This window comes from Streptococcus chenjunshii (assembly GCF_003086355.1).
GTDB classification, from domain to species: Bacteria; Bacillota; Bacilli; order Lactobacillales; family Streptococcaceae; genus Streptococcus; species Streptococcus chenjunshii.
On record NZ_CP031733.1, the window covers coordinates 527,321 to 545,786 of the forward strand.

Consider the following 18,466-nt stretch of genomic DNA (forward strand, 5'->3'; position numbering starts at 1 on the left):
GAAAAAGTAACCTTACAGTCCTGTAAGGTTATGCTTAAAGCTGATTTTATGATATAATTTCTTAGGACTATGTAAAAGAAGGGTGAAGTGTAAAATGGTGAAAAACAGCCAGTCATAAAATGTCTGGGTTTTAACTGCTTTAAAAGTCTTTACTGTCTTGAAGGAGAAAGCAATGAAAATTTCTGAAGAAGATGTTCGGCATGTTGCCAGCCTGTCAAAGCTGTCGTTTTCTGAAGCAGAGACAGCAGAATTTGCGACAACTCTGACAAAGATTGTTGATATGGTCGAGCTGCTGAACGAAGTGGATACGACAGGTGTTCCGGTTACAGCAACGATGGCAGAACGGCAGACAGTCGTGCGTGATGATGTTGCTGCTGCAGGCGATGACCGTGATGAATTATTTAAAAATGTACCGCAGGCTGAAAATTATTACATTAAAGTGCCGGCTATTCTGGAAGACGGAGGAGATGCATAATGTCTTTAAATCATAAAACGGTTGACGAGCTGCATCGGCTCCTCGTCAAAAAAGAAATATCAGCAACGGAGTTGACTAAAGCTGCACTCAAAGATATCAAAGAGCGTGAAGAAGCAGTCGGCTCATTTATTACGGTTTCTGAGGAAGCTGCACTAGCTCAGGCTCAGATTCTTGATGAAAAAGGGATTGATGCAGATAATGTGCTGGCTGGTATTCCAGTAGCAGTCAAAGATAATATCTCGACTAAGGGTATTTTAACAACAGCTGCGTCAAAAATGCTTTATAATTATGAGCCAATCTTTGATGCTGCAGCCGTTGAGAAGCTTTATGCCAAGGATATGATTGTCATTGGAAAAACTAATATGGATGAATTTGCCATGGGGGGCTCCACTGAGACTTCTTATTATAAAAAGACAAAGAATGCCTGGGACCAAACCAAAGTTCCGGGCGGTTCTTCGGGCGGTTCTGCCTCAGCTGTAGCCTCCGGTCAGGTGCGTTTGTCACTGGGTTCCGATACAGGCGGTTCTATTCGCCAGCCGGCTTCTTTCAACGGCATCGTTGGCTTGAAGCCGACCTACGGCCGTGTTTCACGTTTTGGTCTGATTGCTTTTGGCAGTTCACTCGACCAGATCGGTCCGCTGTCGCAGACAGTCAGAGAAAATGCTCAGCTCCTCAATGTGATAGCCGGTCATGATGTCAGAGATTCGACTTCATCTGCACAGCCAGCCGGAGATTTTACGGCTAAAATTGGTCAGGATATCAAGGGGATGAGAATCGCCCTGCCTAAAGAATACCTCGGTCAAGGCATTGATCCGGAAGTGAAAGAAACGGTTCTTGCTGCTGCTAAACAGTTTGAAAAATTGGGGGCGGCAGTTGAAGAAGTCAGTCTGCCGCACAGCAAATACGGGGTGGCTGTTTACTATATTATCGCTTCTTCGGAAGCTTCTTCGAATTTACAGCGTTTTGACGGCATTCGCTATGGCTACCGTACGGAAAACTTCAGCAATCTGGATGATATCTATATCAACACACGCAGCGAAGGTTTCGGCGATGAAGTGAAACGCCGAATTATGCTGGGGACATTCAGCCTTTCTTCAGGTTATTACGATGCCTATTTTAAAAAGGCCGGTCAGGTTCGCACGCTGATTATCGAGGACTTTGAAAATGTATTTGCTGACTATGATTTGATTTTAGGGCCGACTGCACCGACTCCGGCCTTTGGTCTGGACACGCTTAATCATGATCCTGTTGCGATGTATTTGGCCGATATTCTGACGATTCCGGTAAATTTGGCAGGTCTGCCTGGGATTTCAATCCCTGCCGGCTTTGTTCAAGGTCTGCCGGTCGGTCTGCAGCTGATCGGTCCAAAATACAGCGAAGCGGCCATTTATCAAGCAGCTGGTGCTTTTGAAGCAGCAACTGATTATCATAAACAAAAACCACTTATTTTTGGAGGGGATGCCTAATGAACTTTGAAACAATTATCGGACTTGAAGTTCACGTTGAGCTGAATACCAATTCCAAGATTTTCTCACCGACACCTGCTCATTTCGGACAAGAACAGAATGCCAATACCAATGTGATTGACTGGTCTTTTCCGGGTGTTTTGCCTGTCATGAATAAGGGCGTTATTGATGCGGGCATCAAGGCTGCACTGGCTCTTAATATGGCTATCCATCAAAATATGCACTTTGACCGTAAAAATTATTTCTATCCCGATAATCCAAAAGCCTATCAAATTTCTCAATTTGATGAACCTATCGGCTATGATGGCTGGATTGAGATTGAGCTTGAAGACGGATCGAGCAAAAAAATCCGCATTGAACGCGCGCATTTGGAAGAAGATGCAGGGAAAAATACTCATGGCACAGATGGCTATTCTTACGTTGATCTCAACCGTCAGGGAGTGCCGCTGATTGAAATTGTCTCGGAAGCAGATATGCGCTCTCCTGAAGAGGCTTATGCCTATCTGACAGCCCTTAAAGAACTTATTCAGTACACCGGTATTTCTGATGTTAAGATGGAAGAAGGTTCTATGCGTGTAGATGCCAACATTTCCCTCCGTCCTTACGGTCAAGAAGAATTTGGGACAAAAACCGAGCTGAAAAACTTGAATTCCTTCAGCAATGTCCGCAAAGGCTTAGAATTTGAAGCAGAACGCCAGGCTAAGATCCTGCGCTCCGGCGGACAAATTCGGCAGGAGACCCGCCGGTATGATGAAGCCAATAAGGCAACAGTACTTATGCGTGTTAAGGAAGGATCGGCGGATTACCGCTATTTCCCAGAGCCGGATCTGCCGCTGTTTGAAATTTCTGATAGCTGGATTGCAAAAATGCGTGACAGTCTTCCTGAATTTCCAAAAGAACGCCGTGCCCGCTATGTAACTGAATTAGGCCTAAGTGCTTATGATGCTGGGCAATTAACCGCGACTAAGGGGATATCTGATTTCTTTGAAAAAGCTGTCGTTCTGGGCGGCGATGCTAAATTAGTGTCTAACTGGCTGCAAGGTGAAGTGGCACAATTCCTGAACAGTGAAAACAAAACGCTTGAACAAATCCAGCTGACACCAGAAAACTTAGTTGAAATGCTGACGCTTATCCAAGATGCTACCATTTCATCAAAGATTGCCAAGAAAGTCTTTACCCATTTGGCCAAAAATGGCGGTTCGGCGCGTGAATATGTTGAAAAAGCAGGCTTGGTTCAAATCTCAGATCCGGCAGTACTGGTTCCCATAATTCATCAAGTGTTTGCAGATAATGAAGCAGCAGTAGCAGACTTTAAATCAGGCAAACGCAATGCTGACAAGGCCTTTACCGGCTTTTTGATGAAAGCGACTAAAGGCAAGGCTAATCCGCAGATTGCCCAAAAACTGCTTAAAGAGGAACTAGCCAAGCTGCTGGAGTAAAATGTCATTTTAAATTTTTTCACAAAAAATTTGGGACAAACAGTTAGCATTCAGTTCGGAAATACATTTCTGCTGAGTTTGGCGCAGTGGTTGATTGGAAGCTCTTATCCCCTGATACAAAAGGGATAGCGGCCTCTCTAATCAACTGTGCGGAGCTGGGACGACAAAACCGAAATCATCATTTTATGGCAATTGACCGATTTTTGTTCCTCTCTTTAGCAATTTGCTCGATATATGCTCTGAGCTGCGTGATTATGCTGCCTTTTCTTAGTGAGTATGAAAACCCGAGGGAAAATGTTTTCTCTCGGGTTTCCGCTTCAGAGAGCGATGAGCTGAATAAATCTGTGATAACTACTGAAGACAGTCAAAATTCAGCCGCTTTAAATGTTAACCCAATAAACTCTGAAGCCATGTCAGTATTTGTCAGGGGACCAAACTTATTCTGAAAGGCTGGAGAAATAAGCTGATACGCCCTGCTTACTTCCCAAGACAAAAATATGTTACAATAATAAATGAGCTTTCAAGCAGGCAGCTGAAATAAGTTCAAGCTATTTCATTGCTTTACAGTCTACCTGTGCAAGCTCATCTGCTGAAAAAAGTACAAGGCGACAAGCCTCTTTTTTTACGGCAGAATCTAAATTGAATTAAATAAAAAGGCTGTCTTGGCAGGGACCTTGCGAATTCCTATGGCTTTCTTTACGGTCTTTGTATCTTGGTGAACTGCACACGGCCTAAAATCCTAGTGAAAAAAGGGTATGCAACTAGTGCTAACTTAAATATCAGTCAGCCGTAGACGTCTGAAGGCTTTGTCGTCCTAACGGCCGACTGCACCCTTCTAGTCATCTTGGCAGAGGGGCGTCTGCGAAATCACAGATTTCGGACTTACCGTCTTTTCATACGGATTTTTAAACGGCCTTGGTATCTATGTGAGGAGGATTTGATGTCACAAAAAACGTTATCAGGGAAGCTTATTTCTGCTATTCTGGCAACCGGCTTACTGTCTTTTGGCGGGGTTCTGGTTGAGACAGCAATGAATATTACCTTTCCGATTTTGATGAAAGAATTTGCTATCGGCACGGCCACTGTTCAGTGGATGACGACCGTCTACCTCTTAGTTGTTGCTATTATTGTGCCGCTCTCTGCTTATTTGAAACGTTCTTTTAAAATGAAACAGCTTTTTTTAACGGCCAATCTTCTTTTTTTAATCGGTCTTTTAATCGATATTGCCGCTCCGAACTTTACCTTGCTTTTGCTGGGCCGTGTGGTTCAGGGAGCTGGTGTAGGTATTGCTTTGCCGTTGATGTTTAATATTATTTTAGAGCAGGTACCAATGAGCAAAATTGGTCTTATGATGGGGGTTGGAACCCTGATTACTGCGGTGGCACCGGCGATTGGGCCGACATTCGGCGGTTTGGTTGCTGCCAGTCTTGGCTGGCGCTATATCTTTGTTCTCCTGGTTCCTTTGCTGCTCTTGTCCCTCTTTCTGGGAGTAAGAAGTATTGAACAAAAATCGGAAGTTGCGCTTGAAAAATTTGACTTGCTTAGCTTTTTAGCAATTATGGCTTTATTTGTTGGTTTGATTCTTGGCATTGAGGGTCTGAGTTCTCATCCCTTTTTTAGCTTTAATGTATTGGGATCTCTTGTTTTAGGTGTTTTAGGACTCGTCTTTTTGCTTAGCCGTTCAAAGCGGCTGGAGCAGCCGATTGTCAATCTCACTATTTTGAAAAATCCTGTCTTTGCCGGTCATGTTGCGGCCTTTTTCCTCTTTCAGATTGTCAACCTAGGTTTATCTTTTTTGATTCCTAATTATGTTCAGCTGGTCAATGGTGCCGATGCAACAGCTGCGGGCTTGATTGTGCTTCCGGGGGCCTTGCTGGGGGCCTGCTTTTCTCCATTTGGCGGGACCATTTTGGACAGATTCGGGGCCAGAAAACCGATTTGGCTGGGCGCAGGACTCGTTTTAGCTGCTTTAATCATTTATGCAGCCTTTGGTTTGCATCTGTCTAATACAGCAATCTGTCTCATCTATTTCCTTAATATGGTCGGGACTGGTATGGCTTTTGGCAATATTATGACCAATGGTCAAAAACAGCTGACCTTTCAGGAACGATCGGATGCCAATGCTGTTTTTAATACTCTGCAGCAGTTTGCAGGCGCTCTTGGAACAACCATAGCCGCCTTGATTGTCGCTATGAGTCAGGTTGGTTCTGCACTGACTTACAGCAGGGCCACGGCCCTTGGTTCCCGCCATGCTTTTATACTTTTCATGCTTCTGGCTGGACTTCAGCTTCTTATTCTTGTTTTTGTTGTTAAAAAAGATGACTGAGTCTGCTCTTCTCTAAACTTTCTTGCTAAAAAATCAAGTTTATTCAGTTATTTGCTAAAATATCAGCAAGCGGTGCACTGTCTCAGTTTAAAGGAGCGTTGAAAGGTCTTTGGCTTTTTCCAATTTCTGGATTTTATGCTATAATGGAGAAGAAATACATTTTTGGAGAGAAGTGTGAGTATAGATGATTATCGTCCGACCTTTGCGGTTGGAGCAGTTTACGACTTAAAAGCAGAAGATTTGCTGCGTCAGGGGATTCATGCCATATTAGTCGATCTGGATAATACGCTGATTGCCTGGGATAATCCCGATGGCACTCATGAAGTCAGAGTATGGCTGGACGAGATGACGATGGCGGATATTTCGGTTGTTGTCATCTCTAACAACAGCCATTCCCGTGTGGAACGTGCTGTGGCTCATTTTGGAGTGGATTTTGTCAGCCGGGCTATGAAACCTTTTGCGTGGGGAATTAACAAAGCTATTGAGCGCTATGGTTTTAATCGCGATGAAGTGATTATGGTCGGCGACCAGCTGATGACAGATATCAGAGCCAGCCACAGAGCCGGAATCAGGTCGGTTTTGGTTAAGCCTCTGGTCAGAACAGATGCTTGGAATACAAAGTTTAACCGCTGGCGGGAACGTCGGGTATGGGTTAAACTCGAAGAAAAATACGGTAAAATAGAGTATCAAAAAGGACTTTAAGTGGAAAAATTATCTTGCATAGGCTGTGGGGCCGAAATTCAGACAGAAAATAAGGAAAAAGCAGGCTACACGCCTGCTGCTTCTGTTAAAAAAGCAGAAGAAACTGGAGAATTATACTGCCAGCGCTGTTTTCGTCTGCGTCATTATAATGAAATCGTTGATGTATCTGTCACCGACGATGATTTTTTAAAACTGCTGCATGATGTAGGGGACAGCGATGCACTTGTGGTCAATGTGGTAGACATCTTTGATTTCAATGGTTCAGTTATCCCAAGTCTGTCACGCTTTGTTGCTGGTAATGACGTGCTTCTTGTCGGCAATAAGAAAGATATCCTGCCCAAGTCCGTAAAAGACAGCAAAGTAACCCAATGGCTAAGAGAGCGTGCTCACGAAGAAGGCCTTCGTCCGGTTGACGTTATCCTGACCAGTGCCCAAAACCATCAGGCTATCAAGGAATTGATTGATAAAATCGAACTGCTGAGACAAGGGCGTGATGTTTATGTGGTGGGGGTGACTAATGTTGGAAAATCAACCCTCATTAATGCTATTATTAAAGAAGTTTCCGGCGGCAGAGACGTCATTACAACATCACGTTTTCCTGGGACAACTCTTGATAAGATCGAAATTCCGCTGGATGACGGCAGTTGTATTTTTGATACACCAGGGATTATTCACCGCCATCAGATGGCACATTATTTGACTGCGAAACAGCTCAAATACATTAGTCCTAAAAAAGAAATTAAGCCAAAGACTTATCAGCTGAACCCCGAGCAAACCCTTTTCTTCGGCGGCTTGGGACGGTTTGATTTTAGATCCGGAACAAAGCAGAGCTTCACAGCTTATTTTGACAATAGTCTCAATATTCACCGCACTAAACTGGCTGGAGCTGATGCTTTCTACGCCAAACATGCAGGTGGGCTTTTGATTCCGCCGGCAGAAAAAGAACTGGAGACATTTCCCAAACTTGTCCGCCACGACTTTACTGTCAGAGATAAAGCAGATATTGTTTATTCTGGTCTCGGTTGGGTCTGTGTCCCAGCTAAGGAAGATCAACCTGTAAAAATTTCAGCTTGGGCACCAGAGGGTGTCGGCCTTATGGTGAGAAAAGCACTGATTTGATCTGTCGGCTGGTTCTGTAAGCCCGTTTGAATTTATTGCTCAAAATACCTTAAAAAGAAAGAAAGTAAATATGTTAACATCAAAACAGCGTGCCTTTTTGAAGGCAGAGGCACATTCTCTGAAACCTATCGTTCATATTGGTAAGAAAGGTCTCAATGACCCCGTCAAAACAGACATTCGCCATGCTTTGGATGCCAGAGAACTGATTAAGGTTACTCTTTTGCAAAACACTGATGAAGATATCCATGAAGTCGCTGATATCTTAGAAACTGAGATCGGCTGTGATACCGTCCTAAAAATCGGACGCATCTTGATTTTGTACAAGGAATCGGCCAAAAAAGAAAACCGAAAATTATCGCCAAAAGTCAAAATGATTTAATGCTTCAAAAATCGGGTAAAATATCACTTTGATGGTAAATACATTACCTGATTGATTAACTGTGTGAAATGGAAATCAGCTGCCAGATGATTTCAGGCCAAACTTGGAAATATGAGAGTGAGGATAAGTCGAACTTTTTTGAAGTGACCGGCTTGCCCGCTCTTTTTTAGTTTAAGACATCGGAGCCGTGTTCAGAATACTGGGATAGAATATTTTCGTTATAAAACGATACAGATGCTGCATCAGCTTTCAGCGCGGCCTGTTTCCGCCATGAGTTTGTGTAAAATAATTATCGGCAAGTCCTTTTCAACCGAAAAAGCCCTATATCCTAGGGAATGTAAAAGTTACCTAGAAGGATATAGAAGCTATGATGACAGCTTTTTCTTTCCCTGCTTTTGTGTTATAATGAAGGACGACTACAGACGAGGAGACTGACTATGGCTTTGGAGCTATTAACTCCGTTCACAAAAGTTGAACTTGAAACTGAAGTAAAAGATAAAAACCGTAAACAGGTGGGGATTTTGGGCGGTAACTTTAATCCTGTCCACAATGCTCATTTGCTTGTTGCTGATCAGGTGCGTCAGCAGCTTGGACTTGATGAAGTGCGCCTGATGCCTGAATTTATACCGCCTCATGCGGATAAAAAGGAAACAATTGACGAAAAGCACCGTCTCAATATGCTGCTGCTGGCTATCAACGGTGTTGAGGGGCTTGATATTGAGACAATTGAATTGGAGCGGCAAGGCATCAGTTATACCTATGACACGATGAAACTATTAAAAGAAGCCAATCCTGATACCGACTATTACTTCATTATTGGAGCCGACATGGTTGCTTATCTGCCTAAATGGTACCGTATTGATGAATTAGTTGATATGGTGCAGTTTGTTGGTGTTCAGCGCCCCAAGTATAAGACAGGGACCAGCTATCCGGTTATTTGGATTGATGTACCGCTTATGGATATCAGTTCGAGCAGTATCCGCAAGTTTATCAAAAAAGGCTGCCCTCCTAACTTTATGCTTCCTCAGCCCGTCCTCGCCTATATCAAGAAAGCAGGTCTCTATAGATGACTTATGAAAAATATTTGGACTTTGACCGTAACGAGCTTTTGGAGAAATTGCAGGCTGTCATGAGTCAAAAGCGCTACAATCATGTCCTGGGAGTAGAAAAAGCAGCTGTCCGTCTGGCAGGGCTTTACCATTTTGATAAAGAAAAAGCAGGTTTGGCCGGATTGGTTCATGATTACGCAAAAGAGGTCAGCGATCAAGAATTTTTGGATCTAATTGACAGATATCATCTTGATCCAGAGTTAAAAAACTGGGGGAATGAAATCTGGCATGGGGCAGTTGGAATTTACAAAATTCGGGAAGAACTGGGTTTGACCGACGAGGAAATCCTGCACAGTATTGCTGTTCATACAGTAGGCTCTGCAGCTATGACTAAGCTGGATAAGATTGTTTATGTAGCTGATTATATCGAACAGAACCGCCATTTTCCAGGGGTTGAAGCAGCGCGTGAAATCGCAGAGCAGTCTCTTGATAAGGCAGTAGCTTATGAAACAGCTCATACAGTAGCGCATTTAGCCGGCAAGGGTGTTAAAATTTACCCGCAGACTATTGAAACATACAATGCTTATATTGACTATTTGAAGAACGATTGAAAGGATTGAGGAAGACGGCAGAGCAGTTTTTACCGTTTTTTACCGTCTCTTTTATTAATAACTGACTATGGATAAAAATGAACTTTTAAGACTTATTGTCAGAGCGGCTGATGCCAAACGTGCTGAAGATATCGTCGTTTTGGATGTGGCTCCTTTGACCAGTGTAGCCGATTATTTTGTTATTGCAAGTTCCGTTAACAGCCGACAGCTGGAAGCCATTACAGATAATATCCGGGAAAAGATCAAGGAGGCTGGCGGCGATGCCAGCCGTCTGGAAGGAAGCGGCGGTACCGGCTGGGTCCTTTTGGATTTTGGCGATGTGGTTGTCCATATCTTTTCAGAGGATGAGCGTCAGCGCTATAATCTGGAAAAGCTTTGGCATGATGCACAGATAGTAGATATTGCAGGAATGTTGGCTTGATTTGTAAGGGTGTTTATAGCCTGACAGTTTTAGTTGCTGAAGGATAGAGTCTTGGTTTCTGGCGGGGCATCTGTCTTTCTTTTCTTGTTTATGCAGGAACAGCTGCAGTTGCTGCTGTTTTCAGGATTGAAAAAACTTATTAGGACTGTGCCGAACTCTCCCAACGACGTTCAGTCTGCTGAAAATGCTGCTTTCTCCCTGCATCAGGGCTGTTTTGGGCTTGAAAGCTGTCATGTCCTCTGGGGATTTGGATACATTTGCTGTTATGATGGCTGTTCTGTCTTTTCTGCCGCCATATATGGGCTCTATGGTCCACTTCTATTCAGATACGGTTCGTTCTGTTGATTTTATAGTTTTGCTGGCTGGTCAGCATACTATCTTTTTTATGGTTGCTTATAGCGACTTAGGAGCAGATGCGAGGACATCAGACAGATACCTTTTATCTATTGGGTAAGGAATATTATGGAAGCTTATGAAATTTTTGCTAAGGTTTATGACAGTATCATGGACCAGACGCTCTATGACAGATGGACAGACTTTTCGCTCCGTCATCTGCCAAAAACAAGTCAGAAGAATAAACTTTTAGAGCTGGCCTGCGGAACGGGTATCCAGTCCCTGTATTTTGCAGAAGCAGGATTTGATGTGACCGGATTGGACTTAAGTGCTGATATGCTTAAAATAGCTGAAAATCGGGCGTCTTCTGCTCAAAAGCAAATTGTTTTCAAACAGGGAAACATGCTGGATCTATCACAAGTCGGGAAGCACGATTTTGTAACCTGCTATTCTGATTCTTTGTGTTATATGCAGGATGAGGGTGATGTAGGCGATGTTTTTAAAGAAGTTTACCAAGTTCTTAATGATGGCGGTGTTTTCATTTTTGATGTCCATTCCACTTATCAGACTGATGAACACTATCCCGGCTTTTCCTACCATGAAAATGCAGATGATTTTGCTATGCTCTGGGATACCTATGCGGATACAGCTCCCCACTCTATTGTGCATGAACTGACTTTTTTTCTTCAGGATGAAGATGGGCGTTTTACACGTTATGACGAAGTTCATGAAGAACGGACTTACGATATTCTGACCTACGATATCCTTTTGGAGCAGGCCGGTTTTAAATCTTTCAGAGTTTATGCTGATTTTGAAGATAAGGAACCCGAAAAAGACAGCCTGCGCTGGTTTTTTGTGGCTGAAAAATGAGAACTGTAGGCCAGGATATTGTTGCTGCTGGCAATCTACAGTAACAGCTTTAAACTTAAAGGAGCATTTTATGACAGTTACAGGGATTATTGCAGAGTTCAACCCATTTCACAATGGGCATAAATACCTGCTTTCTCAGGCACAGGGAACAAAAATTGTTGCTATGTCGGGGAACTTTGTCCAGCGCGGTGAGCCTGCTATTGTTGATAAGTGGACGAGAGCGCGGATGGCGCTTGAAAGTGGAGCTGACCTTGTGGTTGAGCTCCCTTTTCTTGTTTCGGTTCAATCCGCTGATTACTTCGCGGCAGGAGCAGCCGCTATTCTAGGGCAGTTAGAAATTGACACGCTTGCTTTTGGTACTGAGTCAGATCTGGACTATCAGCAACTTTCGGCAGTATATGAAAAAAAGCACAAGGAGATGGCTGCATATCTGTCCGCACTTCCCGATACGCTTTCCTATCCCCAAAAAGCTCAGGCTATGTGGGAGCATTTTGCTGCTGTCAGATTTTCAGGTGACACTCCCAATCATATTTTAGCTTTGGCTTATGTTAAGGCCAGTGCAGGAAGGAATTGGCGGCTGCAGCCCGTCAAGCGTTTAGGAGCGGCCTTTCATTCGGACAGCAAAGATCAGAAGGTTGCCTCTGCAACAGCTATTCGTAAGCACATTGCAGATAGTGGCTTTGTGGAACAGGCTGTTCCGGATTCAGCTCTCCTTTTAAGCTCCCCGCAGGCTGTTTGGAATGATTATTTTCCCCTTTTAAAATATCAAATTGTGACCAACCCGGATTTGACTACTATCTTTCAGGTTAATGAAGAATTGGCCCATCGGCTCTGTGCAGCTGTCAGTAAAACAGCAAGAGTCGAAGAGCTGATTGAAAAAGTGGCAACCAAACGGTATACTAAAGCGCGTGTGCGCAGGATATTAACTTATATTCTTGTCAATGCCCGCGAAAGTCCGCTGCCAGCGGCTGTTCATATTCTTGGCTTCACTGCTAAAGGTCAGGCTCATCTGAATAAAGTGAAAAAATCTGCAGCTATCGTAACCCGCATCGGTTCTCAGCCTTGGGATAAACTCACTCAGCAGGCTGACAATGTTTACCAGCAGGGAAATTCCGCTATAGCAGAGCAGACATGGGGCCGAATACCGGTAAAGATACCGACTTAAAAACAGCAGCAGATTCTCAGCAGGGCTTGTTCGTTTTAGTCTAAAAAGTGTTGAGAGCTTGACACTAAATGTCTGCACTGATTTTTTAGCCATGTTATAATAATCCTATTAAATAATAGATGGAGGCAGACTATGACAGCAATTGCAATTACAGGAGTGACAGGACATTTAGGTGGCTTTGTTGCCCGCCGTATTTCTGAAGCAGGGCTTCCGGCCAAGCATTTGGCCCGCCGTCCCGAAAAAGCACCAAAACTGTCAGGAGCAGACGTGTTTAAAGCCAGTTATGAGCAGTCACAGGAGGTGGTAGCGGCTTTGAAGGGAACAGAGGTGCTTTTTATGGTATCAGCCAAAGAGCATCCGGAGCGCTTGCAGCAGCATAAAGGCTTTATTGCTGCTGCCCGTGAAGCCGGTGTTAAGCATATTATTTATACTTCCTTCTATAATGCCAGTCCGCAGTCGATTTTTACTTTGGGGCGTGACCATGCGGCAACAGAGCAATATATTAAACAGCAGGGCTTTGCTTACACTTTCATTCGCGATAATTTCTATATGGATTTCTTTGTTGACTTGATAAGGACTGATGGGGAAATTAAAGGACCTGCCGGACAAGGTAAGGTATCAGCTGTTTTACGGAACGATGTAGCAGAGGTAGCAGCAGAAATTTTGCAGAATCCGAAAAAATGGGAGAATCAAATTCTGGACATGACTGGGCCGGAAGAGCTGACTCTGGCAGATATCGCATCTCAGGCCGGTCAAATACTGGGTAAAGAAGCGGCCTATGTTGAGGAAACTGTCCCGGAAGCCTATGAATCCCGTAAAGCTTGGCCGGCTCAGCAATGGGAGTATGATTCCTGGGTATCAACCTACACCGCCATTGCAGCAGGGGAACAAGCCGGTCTTTCTGAGGATATTGAGCGGGTTTTGGGCAGGAAACCGACCAGTTTGAAATTGTATTTACAGACTCTTGCTGCTGAGAATCAGTGATATGTGGATGACAATTTAAAATCAGCTTGTAATAAGTGATGAAAAACGGGGGGGAGAGTGCATTTATGACTGAGTTTCGCTATCGCTACCGCAAAACAGCGTTGCTTTGGCAGATTGTTTTAGGTTTCTTCTTTTTGGGTTTTGTTCTATTTTGTCTGAGAACAGCCTCTTTTATCTTAGGCGATACAGCGAATATATCTGGGCATTCTGACAGTTCTCCTTTTGCTATCGCCGGGTTTATGTTTACCTTTGTATTTATGATTATGATTGCTGCCGGTTTATGGCTCATTATTCCGACTTTGATTAAAATTCTTGTTCCTCTAAATATTATCGCTGGAGATGAACAGGGACTGTCTGTCAGAGGGCCGTGGCTGAAGAACTATTATTTTTCTTGGAGCGATATTGATTACCTTAGATATGAGAAGCGTCTGAGTTACTATCGCTCGTCAAACAGTAGGCATACTGTTTTGGAAACCATGAATGAAATTCTTCCGATTAAGCTTTTGCAGAGCAAGAGTGTTCGGATTAATGTGACCTATCTGGATGGCAGTATTGATGATATTGTAGCAGATATTCGGCGTTATCTTCCTAATATTAAGGTAAACGGTCTGGATATTTGAAAAGCCATTTTACTAACGTCTGCCAAAGTGCTATAATATTAACGTTAAAATAGAGACACTCTTAGGAGTGTAATAGGATTAATTTAAGAAAAGGAGATTATTTGTGGGACGTAAATGGGCCAATATTGTAGCGAAAAAAACAGCTAAAGACGGAGCTAACTCAAAAGTTTATGCTAAATTCGGTGTTGAAATCTATGTAGCTGCTAAGCAGGGTGAACCGGATCCGGAATCGAATTCAGCGCTTAAATTTGTGCTGGAGCGTGCCAAACAGGCACAAGTACCTAAACACGTCATCGATAAAGCTATTGATAAAGCTAAAGGCAACACAGATGAAACATTTGTTGAAGGGCGTTACGAAGGTTTTGGACCAAGCGGTTCAATGATTATTGTCGATACGCTGACATCAAATGTTAATCGTACGGCTGCCAATGTTCGCAGCGCTTATGGCAAAAATGGCGGAAACATGGGAACTGCCGGTTCCGTATCGTATTTATTTGATAATAAAGGGGTCATTGTTTTTGCTGGTCAGGATGCAGACAGTATTTTTGAGCTGCTTCTTGAGGCAGAAGTGGATGTTGATGATGTCGAAGCTGAGGACGGAACGATTACGGTTTATACGGCACCGACAGACCTGCATAAAGGAATGGAAGTTCTTCGTGCCAATGGTGTTGAGGATTTTCAAGTGACAGAGCTGGAAATGATACCCCAGTCAGAAGTTGAGCTGGCCGGTGAAGATCTTGAAACCTTCACAAAATTAATCGATGCGCTTGAAGCGGATGATGATGTGCAAAAGGTTTACCATAATGTGGCTGATTTCGATGCTTAACTCATTATAAAAGAAGACGTATTCCTGCTTTAAAACCTCTTTCTTTCGGATTGTTACCGAAAGAAAGAGGTTTTTTCATGATAGTCTGTCTTTATAGCAGTGATAAAAAATATATATTAGCCATTCCGACAGATTTAGGATAAACTAATTTTATTAAAAACAGCTAATCTTTTGAGCGAATGAAAAGGAGGGAAGGCTAATGGGAACAGTTATTGTCGGAATTACGGGGAATGAAAAGGAAATACCGGCAATGTCCGGGCTGCGGTTTGATGCAGTATCACGCCATCTGTCAGATGGTGTAAAGGCTGCCGGCGGCCTTCCTGTCATTATTCCGATCGGGACGGCAGCGCTTGCTAAGAGCTATGTGTCCATGATTGATAAGCTGATTTTATCTGGCGGTCAGAATGTTGATCCCAGCTTTTATGGTGAGAAAAGAACTGGTGACAGCGATGATTATTCCTTAGCGCGAGACGAATTTGAGTTTGCTTTGGTTAAAGAAGCTATTCGTCAGGAGAAGCCTATTTTTGCAGTCTGCCGCGGGATGCAGCTGTTAAATGTTGCTTTAGGCGGCACGCTAAATCAAACTGTGGCTGATCACTGGCAGGAAGAGATTTTTGGCACATCGCACGAAGTGGCTATTCTGCCCAACAGCCGTGTAAGCCATATTGTTAAGTCAGGAAGTTGGATTAATTCTATTCACCATCAAAGTGTTAAAGATTTAGCTCCGGGCTTGATTGCAACAGCACACGATCCTAGAGACGGCACTATTGAAGCTTATGAAAGTGAGGCTGGCTTCCCTATCTTAGGTATTCAGTGGCACCCCGAACTCCTTTTAGAGGAGAGCCACCGTCAGTCCGTATTTACTTATTTAGTGCATACCTTGTAAAAAGCTGAAAAGACTGAGATTTTGCTATTTATATCTGCCGGCTGTATTTTTACGTGGAGAATAAAGAGTGATAAAAAATACTTATCACGGTGATAGTTTTTTAATATTAGTTATGATTGATTAAAGATGATAAGATATAAATGTTAAACTCAAAATAAAGAGATTTTTAGAACTTCTTTAATTCTTTGACGTTTGGCTGTGCCATAAAGAAACGCTTGCTGACAGTTTGTTTATCAGTATAGGCTTTGATGCTAAAATTGGGACTGCACACGGCCTAAAATCCTAGTGAAAAAGAGACGCAATCGTAGGAAGCGCAAGCTGACGTACGAGTGTGGCTGCTCTGTGAGTACGCCTGTCAGCGTGATGCAAGAAGTATCACTTGTCAGTCCCTATTTTCATACGGATTTCTTCACGGCCTTTGTATCTTATTGGAATCGGACACGGCCTAAACGCTGTGAGAAAAAGATAGCCTGTCCTAGAGCCTTGCGGCTCTTCGTCCAGTCTCCTATTTTCTCTTTGCGTTTTTAACGGCCTTTGTATCTTATTTTAAGGAGAATAGAAGAGATGAAATTAAGAAAAATTTTTGGAATTGCCGGTTTGGCCCTAGCTGCAGGATTTGCTCTGTCTGCTTGCAGCTCTCAATCAAATTCTAATACAGATGATTCAGCTAAAGAGAAAGTCGTTTTTGCAACAGTTGGGACAACAGCTCCTTTTTCATATGAAGAAGACAGTGAACTGACTGGTTTTGATGTGGAGCTGGCTCGAGCAGTTTTTGAAGAGTCTGATAAGTATGAAGTCAGCTTTCAAAAAACAGCCTGGTCCTCTATTTTTACCGGTTTGGATTCCGATAAATACCAGATGGCTGGGAACAATCTTTCTTTCACAGAAGAACGTGCTGCTAAATATCTTTACTCCTATCCTTTAGGGGCTACGCCTTCTGTTCTGACAGTAACGAAAGACAGTGATATTGACTCTTATGAAGATATCGGCGGGCACTCTACTCAGGTTGTCCAAGGAAACACAACTGTTACCCAGCTGGAAGAGTATAACGAGGAACATCCTGATAACGAAGTGGAACTCAATTATACTGATGAAAATATTACCCAAATTTTGACTAACCTCAACGAAGGGAAATATGACTTTAAGATTTTTGATGCTCCAACCGTAAATGCGATTATCAAAAATCAGAATTTAAATAATTTAAAGACGATTGAACTTGAATCATCAGAGCAGCCTTTTATATACTTTATTTTCGGCCAAGATCAAGAAGATCTTCAGAAATTTGTTAACGGCCGGATTAAAGAGCTTTTAGAGGATGGAACGATTGCTCAGCTTGCTGAAGAATATCTCGGCAGCGCCGATTATGTTCCGGCTGCTTCTGATTTGAAAGTGCCTTCTCTTGATTAAAAAGCACAGAAAAAACAATTTGCCTGCCTGTAAGCTGGATTCGGATCATTTTCAGGCAAGTATCTATTGTTTTTTCTCTTTTTATTTAAAGGAGGTATAGTTTTAAACTATATAAAAGCCCTAGAAAAAACAATTTGCTAGCTATAATTAAATATGAGAAAATAAGAACATTAAAAAAAGAAAAGAGGAGTCAAAAAATGAAATTACGGAAAATTCTTGGCCTCACAGGTCTTGTTTTGGCAGCAAGCTTGGTTTTAACAGCATGTGGCAATGATAAAGGCGATGATAAAACGTTAACAGTCGGTGTAATGACCATGTCGGATTCGGATAAGGCACGCTGGGATAAAATTGAAGATCTGCTTGAGGAGGAAAAGATTGACTTAGAATTTAAAGAGTTTACCGACTATTCACAGCCCAATAAAGCGTTGGCTAACGGAGAAGTAGATATAAATGCTTTCCAGCACTATAATTTTCTAGATAACTGGAATAAAGAAAATAAAGAAGATTTAGCTGTTGTTGCGGAAACTTATATCAGTCCGATCCATCTTTTCTCAGGCACAGAAAATGGCAAAGCTAAATATACAGATTTAAAAGATTTACCGGATGGAGCCCAAATCGCCGTCCCTAACGATGCTACCAATGAAAGTCGGGCGCTTTATGTACTTCAGGACGCCGGTCTGATTAAATTAAATGTTTCCGGACAGGAATTAGCAACAATTGCAAATATTTCCGAAAATAAGAAAAACTTGGATATTAAAGAGTTAGATGCCAGTCAGACTGCCCGTGCATTATCTTCAGCAGATGCTGCTATTGTCAATAACAGTTACGCTGTGGAAGCCGGAGTCGATTATGACACGTCGCTTTATACTGAAGAAGTTAATGATCAATCAGAACAATGGATTAATGTCATTGCTGCACAGGCAGACTGGAAAGATTCAGATAAGGCTGATATCATTAATAAATTGGTGGAAGTTTACCACACGGATGATGTTAAAAAAGTGATTGATGAGACGTCTGAAGGAATTGATCAGCCGGTTTGGTAAGCCGTTTTTCAGCTGTTATTTAAAATAAAGGGGCTGGGAAAATCTCTTTTCTCACCTCCTTTTCTATATGGTATTTATTTTGATGCAGCAGTCTGTTTAGATGAGAAGCATCATACTTTTGGTGTTCTTAACCTAAATAAATCATTCGGAAAGTGCCGTTGAAAAGTAAGAGTTTTCCTGAAGTCTGAGGCACTGTCCCATTCTTCAGGCTGCGCTCTTTACGGCTTTTGTATCTTGTTGGAATTGAACACGGCCTAAGCTCTTTGCAAAAAAGATAAAACTTCCTAGAAACTAAGGTTTCTGCGTCAGTTTTCCTATTTTTGCTGTGAGCTTTAAACGGCCTTT

Annotated in this window: 19 protein-coding genes; all 19 read left to right on the forward strand. The window is 42.8% G+C overall.

Annotation, left to right across the window (positions count from 1 at the left end; translation table 11 throughout):
• The first annotated feature begins 172 nt into the window (after nucleotides 1–172).
• The 19 genes from gatC to DDV21_RS02825 all read left to right on the forward strand — a co-directional run bounded on the left by gatC (nucleotide 173) and on the right by DDV21_RS02825 (nucleotide 18,121).
• Entirely contained in the window at nucleotides 173–475 is a 303-nt protein-coding gene (gene gatC / locus DDV21_RS02735) for an Asp-tRNA(Asn)/Glu-tRNA(Gln) amidotransferase subunit GatC (RefSeq protein ID WP_116878096.1), read from the forward strand.
• On the forward strand, nucleotides 475–1,941 hold the full coding sequence (gene gatA, locus DDV21_RS02740) for an Asp-tRNA(Asn)/Glu-tRNA(Gln) amidotransferase subunit GatA (protein ID WP_116878095.1): 1,467 nt from the start codon (nucleotides 475–477) through the stop codon (nucleotides 1,939–1,941). Before gatC ends, gatA begins: the two co-directional genes overlap by 1 nt.
• Entirely contained in the window at nucleotides 1,941–3,380 is a 1,440-nt protein-coding gene (gene gatB / locus DDV21_RS02745; protein ID WP_116878094.1) for an Asp-tRNA(Asn)/Glu-tRNA(Gln) amidotransferase subunit GatB, read from the forward strand. Before gatA ends, gatB begins: the two co-directional genes overlap by 1 nt.
• A gap of 940 nt (nucleotides 3,381–4,320) precedes the next feature.
• On the forward strand, nucleotides 4,321–5,706 hold the full coding sequence (locus DDV21_RS02750; RefSeq protein ID WP_116878093.1) for an MFS transporter: 1,386 nt from the start codon (nucleotides 4,321–4,323) through the stop codon (nucleotides 5,704–5,706).
• Nucleotides 5,707–5,880: 174 nt separating this feature from the next.
• Complete coding sequence (locus tag DDV21_RS02755; RefSeq protein WP_116878092.1) at nucleotides 5,881–6,408, forward strand: YqeG family HAD IIIA-type phosphatase; 528 nt, start codon at nucleotides 5,881–5,883, stop codon at nucleotides 6,406–6,408.
• Nucleotides 6,409–7,527: a ribosome biogenesis GTPase YqeH gene (gene yqeH, locus DDV21_RS02760; protein ID WP_116878091.1), complete on the forward strand. Its 1,119-nt coding sequence runs from the start codon at nucleotides 6,409–6,411 to the stop codon at nucleotides 7,525–7,527.
• 70 nt (nucleotides 7,528–7,597) lie between these two features.
• On the forward strand, nucleotides 7,598–7,906 hold the full coding sequence (gene yhbY, locus DDV21_RS02765; protein WP_116878090.1) for a ribosome assembly RNA-binding protein YhbY: 309 nt from the start codon (nucleotides 7,598–7,600) through the stop codon (nucleotides 7,904–7,906).
• A 437-nt stretch (nucleotides 7,907–8,343) separates the two neighbouring features.
• On the forward strand, nucleotides 8,344–8,976 hold the full coding sequence (locus DDV21_RS02770) for a nicotinate-nucleotide adenylyltransferase (RefSeq protein WP_116878089.1): 633 nt from the start codon (nucleotides 8,344–8,346) through the stop codon (nucleotides 8,974–8,976).
• The gene (yqeK, locus tag DDV21_RS02775) at nucleotides 8,973–9,566 is read left to right on the forward strand and encodes a bis(5'-nucleosyl)-tetraphosphatase (symmetrical) YqeK (protein ID WP_116878088.1); all 594 of its coding nucleotides are present in this window, start codon (nucleotides 8,973–8,975) and stop codon (nucleotides 9,564–9,566) included. The genes DDV21_RS02770 and yqeK overlap by 4 nt, the downstream gene beginning before the upstream one ends.
• 67 nt (nucleotides 9,567–9,633) lie before the next feature.
• Nucleotides 9,634–9,987, forward strand: coding sequence for a ribosome silencing factor (gene rsfS, locus DDV21_RS02780; RefSeq protein WP_116878087.1), 354 nt, complete (start codon nucleotides 9,634–9,636; stop codon nucleotides 9,985–9,987).
• A 214-nt stretch (nucleotides 9,988–10,201) separates the two neighbouring features.
• Nucleotides 10,202–10,441, forward strand: a complete 240-nt coding sequence (locus tag DDV21_RS02785; RefSeq protein WP_142917737.1) for a hypothetical protein — start codon at nucleotides 10,202–10,204, stop codon at nucleotides 10,439–10,441.
• 8 nt (nucleotides 10,442–10,449) lie between these two features.
• Nucleotides 10,450–11,190: a class I SAM-dependent DNA methyltransferase gene (locus DDV21_RS02790; protein WP_116878085.1), complete on the forward strand. Its 741-nt coding sequence runs from the start codon at nucleotides 10,450–10,452 to the stop codon at nucleotides 11,188–11,190.
• A gap of 70 nt (nucleotides 11,191–11,260) precedes the next feature.
• A complete protein-coding gene (locus DDV21_RS02795; RefSeq protein ID WP_116878084.1) occupies nucleotides 11,261–12,355 on the forward strand; it encodes a nucleotidyltransferase in 1,095 nt (364 codons plus the stop codon).
• Between the two features lie 132 nt (nucleotides 12,356–12,487).
• A complete protein-coding gene (locus DDV21_RS02800) occupies nucleotides 12,488–13,339 on the forward strand; it encodes an SDR family oxidoreductase (protein ID WP_116878083.1) in 852 nt (283 codons plus the stop codon).
• A 65-nt stretch (nucleotides 13,340–13,404) separates the two neighbouring features.
• The gene (locus tag DDV21_RS02805; protein ID WP_116878082.1) at nucleotides 13,405–13,959 is read left to right on the forward strand and encodes a hypothetical protein; all 555 of its coding nucleotides are present in this window, start codon (nucleotides 13,405–13,407) and stop codon (nucleotides 13,957–13,959) included.
• Nucleotides 13,960–14,062: 103 nt separating this feature from the next.
• A complete protein-coding gene (locus DDV21_RS02810; protein WP_116878081.1) occupies nucleotides 14,063–14,785 on the forward strand; it encodes a YebC/PmpR family DNA-binding transcriptional regulator in 723 nt (240 codons plus the stop codon).
• 199 nt (nucleotides 14,786–14,984) lie between these two features.
• Nucleotides 14,985–15,671: a gamma-glutamyl-gamma-aminobutyrate hydrolase family protein gene (locus DDV21_RS02815; protein ID WP_116878080.1), complete on the forward strand. Its 687-nt coding sequence runs from the start codon at nucleotides 14,985–14,987 to the stop codon at nucleotides 15,669–15,671.
• Between the two features lie 564 nt (nucleotides 15,672–16,235).
• A complete protein-coding gene (locus DDV21_RS02820) occupies nucleotides 16,236–17,078 on the forward strand; it encodes an amino acid ABC transporter substrate-binding protein (RefSeq protein WP_116878079.1) in 843 nt (280 codons plus the stop codon).
• 197 nt (nucleotides 17,079–17,275) lie between these two features.
• Nucleotides 17,276–18,121, forward strand: coding sequence for a MetQ/NlpA family ABC transporter substrate-binding protein (locus DDV21_RS02825; protein ID WP_116878078.1), 846 nt, complete (start codon nucleotides 17,276–17,278; stop codon nucleotides 18,119–18,121).
• Nucleotides 18,122–18,466: the final 345 nt, after the last annotated feature.